This is a genomic window from Streptomyces physcomitrii (genome assembly GCF_012273655.1).
GTDB lineage: Bacteria > Actinomycetota > Actinomycetes > Streptomycetales > Streptomycetaceae > Streptomyces > Streptomyces physcomitrii.
Map to the genome: position 1 here is coordinate 40,961 of NZ_JAAWWP010000010.1, position 16,183 is coordinate 57,143.

General features: G+C 74.0%; 16 protein-coding genes. 8 read left to right on the plus strand and 8 right to left on the minus strand.

The features are described from left to right. Window positions 1–22: 22 nt before the first annotated feature. The 3 genes from HFV08_RS17235 to HFV08_RS17245 all read right to left on the minus strand — a co-directional run bounded on the left by HFV08_RS17235 (window position 23) and on the right by HFV08_RS17245 (window position 2,379). Window positions 23–241: a hypothetical protein gene (locus tag HFV08_RS17235; protein WP_040254157.1), complete on the minus strand. Its 219-nt coding sequence runs from the start codon at window positions 239–241 to the stop codon at window positions 23–25. A gap of 253 nt (window positions 242–494) precedes the next feature. Further along, on the minus strand, window positions 495–1,220 hold the full coding sequence (npdG, locus tag HFV08_RS17240; protein WP_168540491.1) for an NADPH-dependent F420 reductase: 726 nt from the start codon (window positions 1,218–1,220) through the stop codon (window positions 495–497). Between the two features lie 55 nt (window positions 1,221–1,275). Next, on the minus strand, window positions 1,276–2,379 hold the full coding sequence (locus HFV08_RS17245) for a sialidase family protein (RefSeq protein ID WP_168540493.1): 1,104 nt from the start codon (window positions 2,377–2,379) through the stop codon (window positions 1,276–1,278). Window positions 2,380–2,705: 326 nt separating this feature from the next. On the opposite strand from HFV08_RS17245, the gene HFV08_RS17250 reads away from it, so the two are divergent. Continuing rightward, window positions 2,706–3,314: a hypothetical protein gene (locus HFV08_RS17250; protein WP_168540495.1), complete on the plus strand. Its 609-nt coding sequence runs from the start codon at window positions 2,706–2,708 to the stop codon at window positions 3,312–3,314. Window positions 3,315–3,380: 66 nt separating this feature from the next. Beyond that, window positions 3,381–4,721, plus strand: coding sequence for an MFS transporter (locus HFV08_RS17255; RefSeq protein WP_312885665.1), 1,341 nt, complete (start codon window positions 3,381–3,383; stop codon window positions 4,719–4,721). A 1-nt stretch (window position 4,722) separates the two neighbouring features. Here the strand turns inward: HFV08_RS17255 and HFV08_RS17260 are convergent, their stop codons facing one another. Continuing rightward, window positions 4,723–4,950, minus strand: coding sequence for a hypothetical protein (locus HFV08_RS17260; RefSeq protein WP_168540497.1), 228 nt, complete (start codon window positions 4,948–4,950; stop codon window positions 4,723–4,725). A 140-nt stretch (window positions 4,951–5,090) separates the two neighbouring features. Here HFV08_RS17260 and map point away from each other — a divergent pair, with 140 nt between their 5' ends. Further along, window positions 5,091–5,948 (plus strand): type I methionyl aminopeptidase, encoded by an 858-nt coding sequence (gene map / locus HFV08_RS17265; RefSeq protein ID WP_168540499.1) that lies wholly within the window; start codon window positions 5,091–5,093, stop codon window positions 5,946–5,948. A gap of 133 nt (window positions 5,949–6,081) precedes the next feature. Here the strand turns inward: map and HFV08_RS17270 are convergent, their stop codons facing one another. Continuing rightward, entirely contained in the window at window positions 6,082–6,558 is a 477-nt protein-coding gene (locus HFV08_RS17270) for a VOC family protein (RefSeq protein WP_168540501.1), read from the minus strand. 323 nt (window positions 6,559–6,881) lie between these two features. Between HFV08_RS17270 and HFV08_RS17275 the strand changes: the two genes are divergently transcribed. Beyond that, window positions 6,882–7,532, plus strand: a complete 651-nt coding sequence (locus tag HFV08_RS17275) for a biliverdin-producing heme oxygenase (RefSeq protein ID WP_168540503.1) — start codon at window positions 6,882–6,884, stop codon at window positions 7,530–7,532. Between the two features lie 30 nt (window positions 7,533–7,562). Here HFV08_RS17275 and HFV08_RS17280 read toward each other — a convergent pair whose 3' ends face one another. The 3 genes from HFV08_RS17280 to HFV08_RS17290 all read right to left on the minus strand — a co-directional run bounded on the left by HFV08_RS17280 (window position 7,563) and on the right by HFV08_RS17290 (window position 11,532). Continuing rightward, complete coding sequence (locus HFV08_RS17280; protein ID WP_168540505.1) at window positions 7,563–8,276, minus strand: PhzF family phenazine biosynthesis protein; 714 nt, start codon at window positions 8,274–8,276, stop codon at window positions 7,563–7,565. 182 nt (window positions 8,277–8,458) lie between these two features. Beyond that, window positions 8,459–9,961, minus strand: coding sequence for an HtaA domain-containing protein (locus HFV08_RS17285; RefSeq protein ID WP_168540507.1), 1,503 nt, complete (start codon window positions 9,959–9,961; stop codon window positions 8,459–8,461). 104 nt (window positions 9,962–10,065) lie between these two features. Continuing rightward, complete coding sequence (locus tag HFV08_RS17290) at window positions 10,066–11,532, minus strand: HtaA domain-containing protein (RefSeq protein ID WP_168540509.1); 1,467 nt, start codon at window positions 11,530–11,532, stop codon at window positions 10,066–10,068. Between the two features lie 127 nt (window positions 11,533–11,659). On the opposite strand from HFV08_RS17290, the gene HFV08_RS17295 reads away from it, so the two are divergent. The 4 genes from HFV08_RS17295 (at window position 11,660) to efeO (ending at window position 16,096) form a co-directional block, all read left to right on the plus strand. Next, the gene (locus HFV08_RS17295; RefSeq protein WP_168540511.1) at window positions 11,660–12,694 is read left to right on the plus strand and encodes a heme/hemin ABC transporter substrate-binding protein; all 1,035 of its coding nucleotides are present in this window, start codon (window positions 11,660–11,662) and stop codon (window positions 12,692–12,694) included. Window positions 12,695–12,744: 50 nt separating this feature from the next. Further along, on the plus strand, window positions 12,745–13,890 hold the full coding sequence (locus HFV08_RS17300) for a FecCD family ABC transporter permease (protein WP_376770659.1): 1,146 nt from the start codon (window positions 12,745–12,747) through the stop codon (window positions 13,888–13,890). Continuing rightward, window positions 13,890–14,789, plus strand: coding sequence for a heme ABC transporter ATP-binding protein (locus tag HFV08_RS17305; protein WP_168540513.1), 900 nt, complete (start codon window positions 13,890–13,892; stop codon window positions 14,787–14,789). Before HFV08_RS17300 ends, HFV08_RS17305 begins: the two co-directional genes overlap by 1 nt. Window positions 14,790–14,938: 149 nt before the next feature. Then, a complete protein-coding gene (efeO, locus tag HFV08_RS17310) occupies window positions 14,939–16,096 on the plus strand; it encodes an iron uptake system protein EfeO (RefSeq protein WP_168540515.1) in 1,158 nt (385 codons plus the stop codon). The last annotated feature ends 87 nt before the right edge of the window (window positions 16,097–16,183 follow it).

Genomic DNA, 16,183 nt, shown 5'->3' on the forward strand with positions numbered 1-16,183 from the left:
CGGGCGGGAGCGGCGCGGCGGCTCAGGCGGTCGGCGTCCGCCCGGCGTCCGCGCTCGTCGCCTCCGCCGCCGCGGCCTTAGCGGCCTTCGCGCGGCGGATGTAGTACAGCGCCATGTTCGAGGTGAGCCCGGCGAGCAGCACCCATACGACGCCGAGCCAGCTGCCGCGGGCGAAGGAGACCACCGCCGCGGCGACGGCGAGGGCACAGACGACAAGGGCGTACAGCGCGAGGCGGGGCATGGGGGAAGGGCTCCTGTCGGACACGGGCGGGTGCTGCCTGCACCAGTGTCCCCCATCCCCTGCCCGTCGTCTCCGGGCGTCCCCGGGGCGCCGCCGGGGACGCCCGGCGCGGGCGTACGGTGCGGGCGTACGGACCCCGGTCTCCCGGTGGCCGTACGCCCGCGCCGCCCAGCTGTACCGCAACGCGCCTGTACCGCAGGACGCCCGTACCGCAGCGCGCCCGTACCGCGACGCGCCCGTATCGCAGCGCGCCTCAGATGTCGGTGACCCGCAGTCCCGCGTGGGCCTTGTAGCGGCGGTTGACCGAGATCAGGTTCGCCACCAGGGACTCGACCTGGTGGGCGTTGCGCAGGCGGCCCGCGAAGACGCCCCGCATGCCGGGGATGCGGGCGGCGAGCGCCTGGACGAGGTCGGTGTCGGCGCGGTTCTCGCCGAGGACCATCACATCGGTGTCGATCTCCTCGATGGACTCGTCCTGGAGCAGTACCGCCGAGAGGTGGTGGAAGGCCGCGGCGACCCGGGAGTCGGGCAGCAGGGCGGCGGCCTGCTCGGCGGCGCTGCCCTCCTCGGGCTTGAGCGCGAAGGCGCCCTTCTTGTCGAAGCCGAGCGGGTTGACGCAGTCGACGACGAGCTTGCCCGCCAGTTCCGCGCGCAGCGATTCGAGGGTCTTGGCGTGGCCGTCCCAGGGCACCGCGACGATCACCACATCGCTGCGGCGCGCGCACTCCGCGTTCTCCGCGCCATCGATCCCGAGACCGAGTTCCCGGGCGGCGCCCTCGGCGCGCTCGGCCGCCCGGGAGCCGATGATCACCTTCTGACCGGCCCGGGCGAGCCGGTAGGCGAGGCCCCGGCCCTGGTCGCCGGTGCCGCCGAGGACGCCGACCACCAGGCCGGACACATCCGGCAGCTCCCAGGGGTCCTTGGCCGGTGCCTTCTTCGTCTCGGACGTCGGGTGCGCGGGCTCAGCAGGAGTAGTCATGGGGCCGATTTTGTCACTGCCGGCCCCTCCGTGGTCACTGCCTGCCCCCGTGCGGTCATCCGGCCGCATCGAGCAGCGCGGCGAGCGGGATCCGGCGGAAGGCGAGGGTCTCGTACGCGCTGGAGCGGCCCGTCTCGTAGAGCAGTCCGACGGTGCCGGCGTCGAGGAGGACGAGATCGCAGTAGGCGGCCGGATCCTCGCCGAGGGTGAGGGCGGTGCGCCAGCTCGCGCCGGAGTCGGTGCTGGTCCGTACGCTCATCCGGGCCCGCCGCTCGGGGTGCGCGGGACCGGCGTACAGCAGCGGGCCCGGCGCCGGGAGCTGGAGCAGGCTGCCCTGGACGACCGGCCCGGCGAGGGCGGGCTGCGGCCGGTAGGGGGCGGTGAGTCCGGTGCCGTCGGCCGAGTAGGCGTCGGCGCGGCTGCCGGGGGCCGCGGAGTCGTTGCGGGTGTTGAAGTAGACGCGCCCGTCGGGGAGTTCGGCGGCGGTGGTCTCGTTGGCGTTGATCCGGTCGGGGCGCCCGGCGAGCCCGTCCGGGTTGTTGTGGACGTAGCCGATCCGCCAGCTCTCGCCCTCGTCGTCGCTGAGCAGGCAGTGCCCGCCGTTGTACGCGCCCTCGGTGCCGTCGCCGCCGCCCACCGGGGCGAGCGAGTGGTTGGCGGGCACCAGCACCCGGCCGCTGCTCAGCTGGAGGGCGTGGCCCGGGGTGGTCGCGTACCAGCGCCAGGCGGGGTCCTTGGCCTCGGCGGTGATCTCGCGGGCCGCGGACCAGGTGACCCCGTCGTCGTCGCTGTGCTGCACCCACACCCGCCGGGCCTGCTCCGCCGGGACCTCACCGCGCCGGATGCCCGCCTCCGAGGCCCCGGCGGCGTTGCGGACATGGACGAGCAGCAGGCGCCCGGAGGCGAGGACCACCGGGGCCGGGTTCCCGGCGAGGTCCGCGCCGTTCTCGGCGACCCGCTCAAGGGGCGCCCAGCTGCGGCCCCCGTCGTGCGAGCGCTTGAGCACCAGGTCGATGTCCCCGTGGTCGGCGCCGGAGCCGACACGCCCCTCGCAGAAGGCGAGCACGGTGTCCTCCCCGGTCGCCACCACGGCGGGGATGCGGAAGCTCGCGTACCCCTCGGTCCCGGCGCGGAAGGGCACCGACTGCTCGCTGGTCATGGCTGCTCCGTCACGGGTGCGGCGCCCACCGGACGGCGTCCCGGCCGGGGCGGCACCGCTCGGCGGCACGCTCCGGCCCGGGGCACCACCGGACATGGGATGTCACGCGACCCTAGAAAGCCGCCGCGAACGAGGTCAAGGAGGCCGGGCTCCGAGCCGGGGCCGCGGCTGCCGGTGGGCCTGGAGCCTTACCGACCCGCCGGGTGACGTACCGGCCGGGAACGGGCCCGCCCGCGTGCGCGAAGCCGTGCCCCGCGGTTCCCTTTCGGGTGAAGCGGACCGAACAGCCCTCCACCGCGGGCCGGCCGGGGGCAGGGTCCCAGCCCATGGACGCCGTACGTGTCGCGCTGCTGCGCGAGGTGCTCGCCGGGACCGAGTGGCTCGGGGCCACCCGCCGCTTCGCCGGGACCCTGCGCTCCTCGGTGGTCCCGCACGGCGGCGGACTCCTCCTGGTCGGCACCCGGGAGTACGAGCCCTGGCACCTCGCGGCCCATCTGGTCGACGAGGCCGCCTGGTCCGGCACCCCCGAGCTGAGCCCCACCCTGGTCCGGCACCGGGTGCGCGACGGCGCCCCGGCCCATCTGGCGGTCGGCCTGGGCCGGCTTGAGGCCGCCCGGCGCGGCGAGACCCTCCTCGTGGTCGCCCCGGACGCCCCGGGCGCCCCGCTGCTCGAACGCGTCCAGGACGCCCGCCGCTCCGGCGCCACCGTGCTCGCCCTGGACTCCGGCGACCGGGAGCTGCACGCCCTCGCTCATGAGGCGCTCGCGGTGCCGCCGACCCCCGAACTCGACCTGGACACCGTGCAGCACCTGGTCAGCGCGGCCACCGGCGAGAACTCCCTGCCGGCACCGGTACCCCGCGGCCGGCGCCACTTCCGGGACCGCCTCTCCCGCCTCGCCGACCAGCTGACGTCGCCCCCGCCGGAGCGGTGGTGAGGCCGTAGGGACCCGGCGGGAAAACCGTTTGCCCGGCCCGGCGGACCTCGCCGACTATGATCCCTCGTGACCTCGCAACCCCCGCCGCCCTCCCGGCTGCGCGCCCTGCTGCCCGACCTCGCGCCCTGGCGGGCCTCGGCGGACTTCCGCCGCCTGTGGGTGGCCGGGCTCATCACCAACTTCGGCAGCTTCCTCACCTTCGTGGCGCTGCCGGTGCAGCTGAAGGAGCTGACCGGTTCGGCGGCCGCGGTGGGCGCGATCGGCGCCGCGGAGCTGATCCCGCTGATCGTCTTCGGGCTCTACGGCGGCGCGATGGCCGACGCCATGGACAAGCGGAAGCTGATCCTGTGGACCGAGACCGGCCAGGGCGTGCTCTGCGCGGTGCTCCTGGTCAACTCGCTGCTCGCCGAGCCGCTGGTGTGGCCGCTGTACCTGGTCGCCGCGGCCTCGGCCGCGCTGGTCGCGGTGCAGCGCCCGGCACTCGACTCGCTCACCCCGCGCATCGTCGCCCACGCGCACCTGCCCGCGGCCGCCGCGCTCAACTCGCTGCGCTGGCAGGTCGGCGGGGTCGCCGGGCCCGCGCTCGCCGGGGTGGTCGTCGCCTACGCCGGTCTCGGCTGGGCCTACGCCGCGGACCTGGCCACCTTCGCGGCCTCGGCCGGCCTCGCGCTCGGGCTCGCCGCCTCCCCGGCCGCGCACGAGGCGGCGCGGCCCTCGCTGCGCTCCATCGCCGAGGGCGCCCGCTACGCCTGGAGCCGCAAGGAGCTCCTCGGCACCTACGCCGTCGACCTGGTGGCCATGCTGTTCGCCTTCCCGCTCGCCGTACTGCCCTTCCTCGCCGACGAGTTGGACGCCCGGTGGTCGCTCGGCCTGATGTACGCGGCGCTGCCCGCGGGCTCCCTCCTGGTGAGCCTGACCAGCGGCTGGACCTCCCGGATCCACCGGCACGGGCTGATGGTGGTGCTGGCCGCCGGGTGCTGGGGGCTGAGCGTGGCGCTGGCGGGGGTGATGGACGAGGTCTGGCTGGTGCTGCTCTTCCTCACCCTCGGCGGCTGCTGCGACATGGTCAGCGGCATCTTCCGCTCCGCGATGTGGAACCAGACCATCCCGGACGCCCTGCGCGGCCGCCTCGCGGGAATCGAACTGCTCTCCTACTCGGCGGGCCCGCAGCTGGGCCAGGTCCGCTCCGGCGGGGTGGCCGCGCTGGCCGGGGTGCGCGCCTCGGTCTGGTCCGGCGGTCTCGCCTGCCTGGGCGCGGTGGCCCTGCTCGCCACCTGCCTGCCCCGGCTGATGAGCTACGACGTACGGACCGATCCGCACGCGGTGCGGCTCAGGGAGAGCCGGACGGCGGACGGCCCCGGCGAGAAGGCCGGGGCCGCCGGGAGCGCGGAGACCGCGCCGTCCTGACTCAGCCGCTCTCGCCGCCGCGGCCGCCGTCCTGCCAGCGCGGGTCGTTGTCCCACTCGGCGTTGCGCTCGGCGGAGATGTCCATGGCGTGCTGGGCGGCCTCGGGGCTCGGGTAGGGGCCCATGCGGTCCTGCGCCGGACACTCCGGGCCCTCCTCGACCTTGCCGTGCTGGAGGCAGTAGTACCACTCGCCGGGCTTGCCGGTGGTGCGCTTCTTGAACAGGGCCATCGCGGTCCCCTCACTTCACTCGCGTCCTCGGCCCGGGCGGCGGCTCGCCCCCGGACCGCGGGGCCGGCCGGTCCGCCTGCCGGCGCCCGCCCCCGTACAGCGGCCATGGTGCCCCATCGCCGGTAGTTACACTCGTCGACATGTCTGGCCAGTCACTGCTCGTACCAGGGGAGCTCTCCCCCACCCGCTCCGTCCCGGGCGCCATCGCCCGTCCCGAGTACGTGGGCAAGCCCGCGCCCACGCCCTACACCGGGCCCGAGGTCCAGGACGCCGAGACGATCGAGCGGATGCGGATCGCCGGGGGCATCGCCGCCCGGGCGATGGCCGAGGCCGCGAAGCTGATCGCGCCCGGGGTGACCACCGACGAGCTGGACCGGGTCGCGCACACTTATATGTGCGACCACGGCGCCTACCCGTCCACCCTCGGCTACCGCGGCTTCCCGAAGTCCCTGTGCACCTCGGTCAACGAGGTCATCTGCCACGGCATCCCGGACTCCACGGTGCTGCACGACGGCGACATCGTGAACCTCGACGTCACCGCCTACATCGGCGGGGTGCACGGCGACAACAACGCCACCTACCTGGTCGGCGAGGTCGACGAGGAGAGCAGGCTGCTGGTCGAGCGCACCGAGGAGTCCCTGGCCCGGGCCATCAAGGCGGTCAAGCCGGGCCGCCAGATCAACGTCATCGGCCGGGTCATCGAGTCGTACGCGAAACGGTTCGGCTACGGAGTGGTGCGCGACTTCACCGGGCACGGCATCAACACCTCCTTCCACTCCGGCCTGATCGTGCCGCACTACGACAGCCCGCACGCCACCACGCTGATCCAGCCCGGCATGACCTTCACCATCGAGCCGATGCTGACCCTCGGCACCCACGAGTACGACATGTGGGACGACGGATGGACCGTGGTCACCAAGGACCGCAGGCGGACAGCCCAGTTCGAGCACACGCTGGTGGTCACCGAGAGCGGCGCGGAGATCCTCACGCTGCCGTGACCCGGCACGCGGCACCCTGGGCACCGCGCCCGGCGGCGGCAGGAGCCGCAGCGACGGAGGACACGGGAGCCCCCGACCGGCGGACAGCCGGGCCGGGGGCTCCGCCGCGCGCGGGCCGGGCCCGGGGCAGCGGCTACTCCCCGTCGGCCGCGGCCCTGATCGCCGCGATGTCGAGCTTGACCTGCCCGAGCATGGCCGTCATCGCGCGCTGGGCGCGGCCCCGGTCCGGGTCGGCGATCAGCTTTCCCAGCTCCTCGGGGACGACCTGCCAGGACACCCCGAAGCGGTCCTTGAGCCAGCCGCACTGGCCGGGCTCGCCGCCGCCCGCCATCAGCGCCTCCCAGTAGTAGTCGACCTCCTCCTGGTCCTTGCAGTCGATGGTGAAGGAGACGGCCTCGTCGAAGGTGAACTCCGGGCCGCCGTTGAGGACCATGTAGGGCTGGCCGTCGAGTTCGAAGTCGACGGTGAGCACGGTGCCGGACCGCCGCGGGCCCGCCTCTCCGTAGTAGCTGACGTCGACGATCTTCGAGTTCGGGAAGACCGAGACCCAGAAGTCGGCGGCCTCCTTGCCTTGGGTGTCGAACCAGAGGGTGGGGGTGATCCTGGGCATGGTCTGCTCCTGCTCTCGCCGGGTGCGGTTCCCCTGCCGTCGCGCCGTCGTCGGCGGGTGGGCGGGGCTCCTGCTCGTTCGGCAGTCTTCTGCCTCTTGTGCAGTAGGGACCGGGGCGCGCGCGGAAAGTCATCGGTACGGGCGCGGGTCCCCGGGGCGGGCGGGCGCGGAAAGGCCGGGCGGAGGCCGTCGGCGGGACGTTTTCCGGCGTGGGCGATCGGGGTAGCGTGGTTCCCGACAGACCGTCGGCAAAGCTGTTGACTTAGGCAAGCCTAACCTTAGATGATGGGGCTGTTCCCGTCCCCGGGCCCTGGAGGAACTCCGTGAGCACGTCGTTCTCGACGCTCATCCGCACCGCCTCGCACGAGCAGCACACGCAGGCCGAGACCTCGTCCTTCATGAGCCACCTGCTCGGCGGAGAGCTCGGCGTGGAGGCCTACCGGCGCTACACCGAGCAGCTCTGGTTCGTCTACGAGGCCCTGGAGTCCGCGGTCCCCCGCCTCGCCGAGGACCCGGTGGCCGGCCCCTTCCTCCGCCCCGAGCTGCTGCGCAGGGCCGAGCTGGAGCGCGACCTGGAGCACCTGCACGGGCCGGAGTGGCGCACCGCCGTCACCGCCCTGCCCGCGACCGCGCGGTACGCGGACCGGGTCGCCGCCTGCGCGGCCGACTGGCCCGGCGGCTATGTCGCCCACCACTACACCCGCTACCTGGGCGACCTCTCCGGCGGCCAGATCATCCGGGACAAGGCCGAGCGCACCTGGGGCTTCACGCGCAAGGGCGACGGCGTGCGCTTCTACGTCTTCGAGCAGATCGGCAACCCGGCGGCCTTCAAGCGGGAGTACCGCGAGCTGCTCGACGCGCTCCCGGCGGACGACCTGGAGAAGCAGCGCATCGTCGACGAGTGCAAGCGCGCCTTCGAGCTGAACACCGCGGTCTTCCGCGAGCTGGGCGAGGAGTTCCCGCTCAGCGCCTGAGCGGGAGCCGGGCCCGGGCCGCTCGGCCGCTCACCGCTCCAGCCTCACCCGGCCGCCGATCTCGACGAGGCCGCCCGGCTGCGGGGCGGTGAGCAGCTGGGAGCCGCGGCCCTGGGTGATGTTGAGTGCCCGGCCGAGCTGCGCGGTCAGGAGCAGGGCCGCCGCCCCGGTGGCCTCGTCCTCCTCGATGCCGTCGCCCCGGCCGGGGAAGGCGCGCGCCCGCACCCGGCCCGCGGGCTCGTCCTCCCAGGCCCAGGCGTAGATCCACTCCCCCGCGGGCGGTACCTCGAGGGCCGCCACCTCGGCCGGCGTCCCGTACTGGCGCAGGGTGCGCGGCGGCGCCCAGCCGGGCTCGGCCTCGATCCAGCTGAACTCCCCGTCGAGCCGGGTGCCCACGGCGCCCGCCTCGGTGAGGAGTTCGGGTACGTCGAGCAGCCAGGCGGCGCCGACACAGGGATGCCCGGCGAAGGGCAGCCGGTCGCCGGGGGTGTAGATATCCAGGGCGCCGCGCTCGGGGTCGTCGACGAACACCGTCTCGCTGTAGCCCAGCCGCCCGGCGAGCTGCTGCCGCGCGGCCACCGAGGGGACCTGGCTGCCTTCGCGCACCACACCGAGCCGGTTGCCGTGACCGCCGTCGGGGGCGCAGAAGACGCGCAGCACATCGACCAGGACGGGGCGGCGGCCCGGGGCGAGCCCGGAGGAGTGGCACTGGGCGAGCAGGGAGGTGCCTTCGGGTGCGGTCATCCGGGCATTGAAGCATCGCGCGGACGGGGCCGGTGCCGGGGGTCCCCCGGTACGGCCCCGTCCACTTTTCGTCAACGGCCTTGACCAGTACGGCCGTTGACGCCCCGTACCGCCGCCGTGAGGCCCTGTTCGCGGGGAGGTGAGCAGGAGCCGCGGGCGGCGGCCGAGGGGTCGGGCAGGGTTCAGGCCCGGCCGGCGCCCGGGCGGCGGCGGGCCAGGAAGACGGCGCCCGCACCGGCCGCCGCGAGCGCCCCCGCACCGGCGACCAGGGCCCCGGCGGGCACCGAGGAGCCGGTGGTGGCGAGCGCGCCGCCCCCGCCGACCGAACCGCCGCCCACCGAACCGCCGGCGGCCGCCGCACCGCCGCCGGTGCCGCCGCCGTCGGAACCGCCGCTGCCGCCCGGCAGTTGGGCATCGTCGGAGACCGCGAGGGCGACCGTCAGGGGGTCGAGGACGGTGCCCGCGGGGTAGGGCGAACCGGTGGTCTCGTTCTCGAACTGCTCGGCGCCCGCGGCGGTGAGCTTGGCGGGGATCCTGTCGAGCAGGACCACGTCGTCCTCGGGGCTCCAGTCGACCTTGCCGAGGTCGAGGGTGGCGAACTCCACGTCCTTGTCGGTGCCCTGGGGGGTCGTCACATCGGCGACCAGGGTGCCCTTGTCGCCCTCGGCCTCGATGGCGAGGCCGCCGAAGCTCATGTCGATGCCGTGGCCCGGGTACAGGAACCGCACGCTGCCCTCGAAGGAGGCGCTCAACTTCTTCGCGTCGGAGTCGAGTTCGGCCTTGGCGTAGGGGAAGTCCCAGCCGTTGCCGTTGTCCTCGGCGCCGCCCGCCGCCTTGATCTCGCCGCCGGTGAGGATGTACCTGCGGAAGGACTCCTTCAGACCCCAGGAGAGGGTGGCGTCAAAGACCTCGCCGGCCGGGGCCGGGGTGCTGGTGGAGGGCGTGGCGGTCGGGGTGCCGGAGGGCTCGGCGGTGGGGGTGCCGCTCGGGGTGGTGGTGGGCTTCCCGGTGGGCTCGGCGGTCGGTTCGCCGGTGGGCGCGGCGGCGGGGGTCACCGTCAGCGTCGCCGGGTCGAGGGCGGTGCCCTCCTGGTAGAAGCCCTGGAAGGCGGCGGCGCCCTCCTTGGTCAGCTCGGCCGGGATGTCCTCGAAGACCATCGCGCCGCCCTCGCCCTGCCCCGGCCGGACCTCGCTCAGGTCGAGTCCGGCGAGCGGGACGTCCTGGTCGGTGGCGGGCTTCTCGCCCTCCTTGCCGGTGGTGACATCGGCGGTGATCGATCCCGCGGTGCCGGTGGTGGCGAGCTTCAGGTCGGAGAGGGTGATGTCGAGGGTGCCGTTGTGGCCCCAGAAGTGGACGCTGCCCCGGAAGTCGGTGTCCACGGCGTGGGTGCCGGTGTCGTAGCTGCCGGTGCCGCCGGTGAAGGTGAACGGGCCGTTGTCCGGGGCCTGTTCGGCGCCGTCGGCCACCTCGATACGGCCCTGGGCTATCGGCGAGAGCAGGTACTTGCGGAAGGACTCCTTGAAGCCCCAGTCCAGCGTCCCGTCCTTGAGCTCGATCGCCTTCGCGGCCGGGGCACCCTCGCCGGGCGCGGCCACCGCGGGCAGGGCGACGAAACTGGCGGCACCGAGGGTGAGCGCGGCGGCGACCGAGGCCGCGAAGGCGGTACGGCGGCGGATGACTGCCATGATCGTGGTTCTCCTTGGGGTCGGGGTACGTAGGGGGACGGCGCGCGGGCGGCGCCGCCGGAACTACCGGGCGGGGACGGAGGGCGCCGGGCGCGCGGGACGCTTCAGTCCCGGGAGGTGTCGGGGGCCTCGGCCGGGTCCGCGCTCCCGCCATCGGCCGAACTCGCCGCCGCCGTACGGCGTTTGCGTACGAGGAAGAGGGCGAGGGCGGCGAGCAGCAGCGCGGTGGCGGCGAGGCCGACGGGCAGCGCGGGGAAGGCGTGGGAGGAGGACGAGGCCTTCCCGGTGGAGCCGGTGTCCCCGGCCGCGGTCTTCGGGGAGGCGCTGGGCGAGAGGGTGGCCCGGTCGGAGCCGAGGTCGGGCAGGGCCGGGAGCCGGGCGTTCTTGTCGAGGGCGACGGCGAGCGAGAGCGGGTCCATGGCGGTGCCCGCGCGGTAGACGCCGCCGAAGGCCTTCGCGCCCTCGGCGGTGAGCTTCGTGGGCACCTCGGTGAGGGTGGCGAGCCCGTCCTTCGCGGCGAGTTCCCCGGCGGCGAAGGTGACCAGCGGCTGCTGCTTCTCCGCCTTGCCGGCGTCCTCGGTGTCCGCGTAGAGGGTGCCCTTGCCGTCCTCGACGCGCACCGCGAGATGACGGAGCGTCAGGTCGAGTCCGTGGCGGCCGGTGAAGCGCAGGGATCCCTCGAAGTCGGCGTCCAGGTACGGGCCTTGGGCCTTTCCGCTCTCGGCGCGGTACGTGCCCTTTCCGGAGGGGAAGCGGAAGAGGGCGCCGCCGTCCTGGGCACCGCCGGAGAGGGTCCACCTGCCCTTGGTCACCTCGCCGGTGACGTACTCCCGGAAGGTGCGGCGCACCCCCCAGTCCACGGCGGCGTCCGCGATGCGCCCCTCGCTCTTCTTCTTGCCGCCCGCGGTGGGCTTCGGCTCCGCGCTCGGCTTCCGGGAGGCGGCGGGGCCCGCGACGTCGACCGAGAGGCTGACCGGGTCGAGGGCGGTGCCCGCGGTGTAGTACCCGGCGAAGGCCTTGGCGCCCTGGGCGGTCAGCGTGGCGGGGACGCGCCGGAGGGCGATGGGGCTGGTGCCGCCCCTCATGTCGATGCCGGAGAGGTCGAGCGAGGCGAAGGGGACCTGGCGGGTGGTGGTGACCTTCCCGCTGCCGCGCTCCTTGCTGACCAGGTCCACCGAGAGGGTGCCGCTGCCGCCCGAAATCCGCACGCTGGGGCGGGAGACGGTGAGGTCCAGCTGGTACGAGCCGCCGCTCTCCCGGTGCCCGGTGAAGTGCACGCCGCCCGAGAAGGCGGAGCGGAAGGCGCCGCTTCGGGGGTCGTAGCCGCCGGTGGCGGAGTGGAAGCGGAAGTCGCTGCCGCCGACCGTGGCCGCCCCCTGGACCAGGGACCAGCTGCCCTGGGCGATGGGCCCGGTGACATAGCTCTGGAAGGAGGCCTTGATGCCCCAGTCCAGCCTGCCGCCGCCGACCGGGCGCTCCTCGGCGCGGGCGGTGGCCACCGGCAGCAGGGCGGCGAGCAGCGCGCTGAAGACCGCGACCACGACCGCTCGCAGCGTGTTTCTCGGCAGCATGAATCCCCCTCCGGGCCGGATCGGACCCACTGGCAAGTAAAGTTAGCCTAACCTAAGCTCACCGGGGAGTAGGGCGGTACCCCGATCGCTCGATCCGCGGACCGCTCACGCCCAACTCACGTACGGGATGGTGGATTTGCTGCGCATACCGCGACTGGCCGGGGCCTTGGCCGCCGTCCTCGCCCTCACCCTGACCGGCTGCGGCGGCTCCTCCGGGGACGGCGGTGGCGGCTCGCCCGCGGCCTCGTCCACGGCACGGGGGCAGCGCGCGGCGGACCGGGTGGAGCCGCTCGCCCGGACCCCGGAGCCGAAGCTGCCGGTCACCGTCGACTCGGCCGACGGCCGCGAGGTGAAGGTGACCGACACCCGCCGGATCGTCCCGCTCTCCGGCAGCCTCAGCGAGATCGTCTTCACCCTCGGCCTCGGCGAGCGGGTCGTCGCCCGCGACATCACCGCCACCTTCGAGCAGGCGGAGAAGCTGCCGGTGGTCACCCGCGCGCACGATGTCTCGGCGGAGAGCGTGCTCTCGCTGAAGCCGAGCCTCGTCCTCGCCGACTCCACCACCGGCCCGGCCGAGTCCCTGGACCAGATCCGCGACGCCGGGGTCCCGCTGGTCGTCCTCGACCCGCCGAAGGGACTCGACGACGTCGGCCCGCGTATCGAGGCGGTCGCGAGGATCCTCGGAGTCCCGGACGCGGGACGGGAGTTGACCACCCGCACCGAGCGGCGGCTGGACAAGGTGCGGGCGGGCATCCCCGGCCATGCCGACCACCCCAAGGTCGCCTTCCTCTATCTGCGCGGACAGGCCTCGGTCTATCTGCTCGGCGGCGCCGATTCCGGCGCGGGCTCCCTGCTCAAGGCGGCGGGCGCGGTGGACGCGGGCACCGCCTCGGGGCTGCGGAAGGACTTCACCGCGCTCACCAGCGAGGCGCTGGTGAAGGCCGCACCGGACGCGATTCTCGTGATGACCAAGGGACTTGAGTCGGTGGGCGGCGTGGACGGCCTGGTCGAGATCCCCGGTGTGGCCGAGACCCCGGCGGGCATGGACCGCCGGATCGTCTCCGTCGACGACGGCGTCCTGCTCAACTACGGCCCGCGCACCGACCGCGTACTCGCCTCCCTGGTCGCGCAGTTGTACCGGGACAAGGGCGAGCGGTCGTGAGCGTCCGGCCCCGCGGCACCCCGCCCGCGCCGGAGGCCGAAGGGACCCCGGTGGCCAAAGGCGGCCCGATCGCCGAAGACGGCCCGGTGGCGACCGGCGCCCCGCTCAACGAGCCCGCGCCGGACGGGACTTGGGCCTCCGCGAAGGAAGCTGACGCCGCCGGAGCCCGCCGCGGCATCGTCCCCCTGCTCACCCTCGGGCTCACCGCGGCCCTGCTGCTCGCGGCGCTCACCTCCGCGGCGACGGGCGCGTACGAGATCCCCTTCGGTGACGTACTCGGCTCCGTGCAGCACCGGTTGGGGCTCGGCGGGCGGCCGCTCGACCGGGTCGCGGAGAGCGTGCTGTGGAATGTGCGGCTGCCGCGGGTGGTGCTCGGGCTGCTCGTCGGCGCCTCGCTCGGCTGCGCCGGGGCGCTGATGCAGGGCGTATTCGGCAATCCGCTGGCGGAGCCCGGGGTGATCGGCGTCTCCTCGGGGGCGGCGGTGGGCGCGGTCGCCGCGATCACCTTCGGGCTCGACTTCCTCGGCACCTGGACGCTGCCCGCCGCCGCCTTCGTGCTCGGCCTGGGGACGGTCCTGCTCGTCTACAGCCTCTCCCGGGAGGGCGGGCGGACCGAGGTGGTCACGCTCATCCTGACCGGTATCGCGGTGACCGCCTTCGCCGGGGCGCTGATCGGCCTGTTCCTCTTCTTCGCCGACAACGCGCAGCTCTCCCAGATCACCTTCTGGCAGCTCGGCTCGCTCTCCGCGGCGACCTGGTCCAAGGTCCTCGCGGTGCTCCCCTGCGCCGCCGTCGGTCTCCTCGTCGCGCCTTTGTGCGCACGGCAGTTGGACCTCCTAGCGCTCGGCGAACGCCCCGCCCGGCACCTGGGGGTGGACGTGGAGCGGCTGCGGCTCACCCTGATCCTGGTGATCGCCCTGCTGACCTCGGCGGCGGTCTCGGTCTCCGGGGTGATCTCCTTCGTGGGGCTGCTCGTCCCCCATCTGCTGCGGATGGCGGCGGGTCCGGGGCACCGCTTCCTGGTGCCGGGCAGCGCTCTCGCCGGGGCCCTGGTCCTGGTGGTCGCCGACCTCGCGGCCCGTACCGTCGCCGAGCCCGCGGAGCTGCCGCTCGGGGTGCTCACGGCGCTGATCGGCAGCCCCTTCTTCTTCTGGCTGCTGCGCAGGACCCGTCGCAGGCAAGGAGGCTGGGCCTGATGAGACGTGCACGCTTCGCGCTGCGGGAGCGGGCGCTGCCCCCGCCGCACGCGCCGGGTGAGGTGCTCGCCGAGGCGCGGGGGCTGTCCGTCGGCCTCGGCGGGCGGCGCGTCCTCGCTTCGGTGGACCTGCTCGCGCGCGCCGGTGAGGTGCTCGCCCTGGTCGGCCCGAACGGCGCCGGGAAGTCGACCCTGCTCTCCGCGCTCGCCGCCGACCTGACGCCCGACGAGGGGACCGTACTGCTCTCCGGACGCCCCGCCGCTGCCTGGCCGAGCCGTGAACTCGCCCTGCGCCGCGCGGTGTTGCCGCAGTCGGCCGCCCTCTCCTTCCCCTTCCCGGTGACCGAGGTGGTCCGGATGGGCCGCGCGCCCTGGGCCGGCACCCCGCGCGAGGACGAGGACGAGCCGGCGGTACGGGAGGCCATGGCCGCCACCGAGGTGACCGCGCTCGGCGCCCGGAGCTTCCCCTCGCTGAGCGGCGGCGAGCGGGCCCGGGTGGCTCTCGCCCGGGTCCTGGCGCAGCGCACCGGGCTGCTGCTGCTCGACGAGCCGACCGCCGCGCTCGACCTGCGCCACCAGGAGCTGGTGCTGCGGATCGCCCGGGAGCGCGCTGCGGCGGGGGACGCGGTGGTCGTCGTCCTGCACGACCTCAACCTCGCGGCGGCCCACGCGGACCGGGTCGCGGTACTGCACCGCGGACGGCTCGCCGCCGAGGGCTCCCCGGGGAAGGTCCTGCGGGCGCCGCTGCTCTCACAGGTGTACCGGCAGCCGGTGGAGGTCGTCCCCCACCCGGGCACCGGCACCCCGCTCGTCCTGCCGCTGCGCGGGAGCCGAGCGCCGGCCGGGCCGCCAACCGCGCCCCGGCGGCCCGGTTTTGACCACCCCTTGACCGATTCATGAGCAAACCAAGGCACAGCACCGGGGGTTCACCACGAAAGAGAGGTGAATCACCGACCCGGCCTGTGTCACTGAGGTAAGCCTCAGATAAGTTGTCCCGCCACAGCCTCCCACTCTCCGGCTGACCTCGACCGAACCCTCCTGGAGTCCGCATGCGTCCCGTCCGCCTCTCCGTCGTCACCGCCGCCGCCACCGCGGCGGCTCTGGCCGCCGTCACGGGCTGCACCGAGAAGAGCGATGCCAAGGGCGGCGAGCACACCGTCGAGGTGGCCGCGAGCGACTCCGCCTGCGAGCTGTCGAAGAAGGAGTTCCCGGCCGGACACGTCGAACTCGACGTGGAGAACAAGGGCTCCAAGGTCACCGAGGTCTACCTGCTCTTCCCCGACGACCGGATCGTGACCGAGCGCGAGAACATCGGCCCCGGCACCCGGCAGAAGGTCACCGCCGAGGTGAAGGCCGGTTCGTACACCATCGCCTGCAAGCCGGGCATGAAGGGCGAGGGCATCCGGCAGAAGGTCACCGCCACCGGCGAGGGCGCCGCCAAGCGCGACCCGCGCCTGGACAAGGCGGTCGCCGCCTACCGCACCTACGCGCAGGAGCAGGCCGACCAGACCCTGCCGAAGGTGAAGGTCTTCACCGACGCGGTGCGCGCGGGCGACCTGGACGCCGCGAAGAAGGCGTACGCCGCCTCCCGTATCGGCTGGGAGCGCACCGAGCCGGTGGCCGAGTCCTTCGGCGACATCGACCCCAAGGTGGACGTCCGCGAAGACGGTCTGGAGAAGGGCCAGGACCCGGAGAAGGACTGGACCGGCTGGCACCGCCTGGAGCGCGCGCTGTGGCAGGACAAGAAGATCGGCGCCCGCGAGAAGCAGCTCGCCACCCAGCTGGACAAGGACCTCGCCGACTGGCAGCAGCGCGTCGGCAAGGCCGTGATCACGCCCTCCTCGATGGCCAACGGCGCCAAGGAACTCCTCGACGAGGTCGCCACCGGCAAGGTCACCGGCGAGGAGGAGCGCTACTCGCACACCGACCTGGTCGACTTCAAGGCCAACGTCGAGGGCGCGGAGACCTCGTACGTGCTGCTCAAGCCGGTCGCCTCGGAGAACGACCCGAAGCTGACGAAGGAGCTGGACAAGCAGTTCGCCGCCCTGGACACACTGCTCGACAAGTACCGCTCGGAGCAGGGCGGTTACGCGTTCACCGCCTACGACAAGGTGGGCAAGGCCGACCGCAAGGAGCTCTCGGACGCGGTCAACGCGCTCGCCGAGCCGCTCTCCAAGCTGGCCGCGGCCGTCGTCACCAAGAAGTAGCAGTCCGCACAAGCAGCAGTCCGCACAAGGCAGTAGTGGGCGCCGCCACCCCCGCAGCGGGCGGCGGCGCCCGGGAGGCAGAGGGGC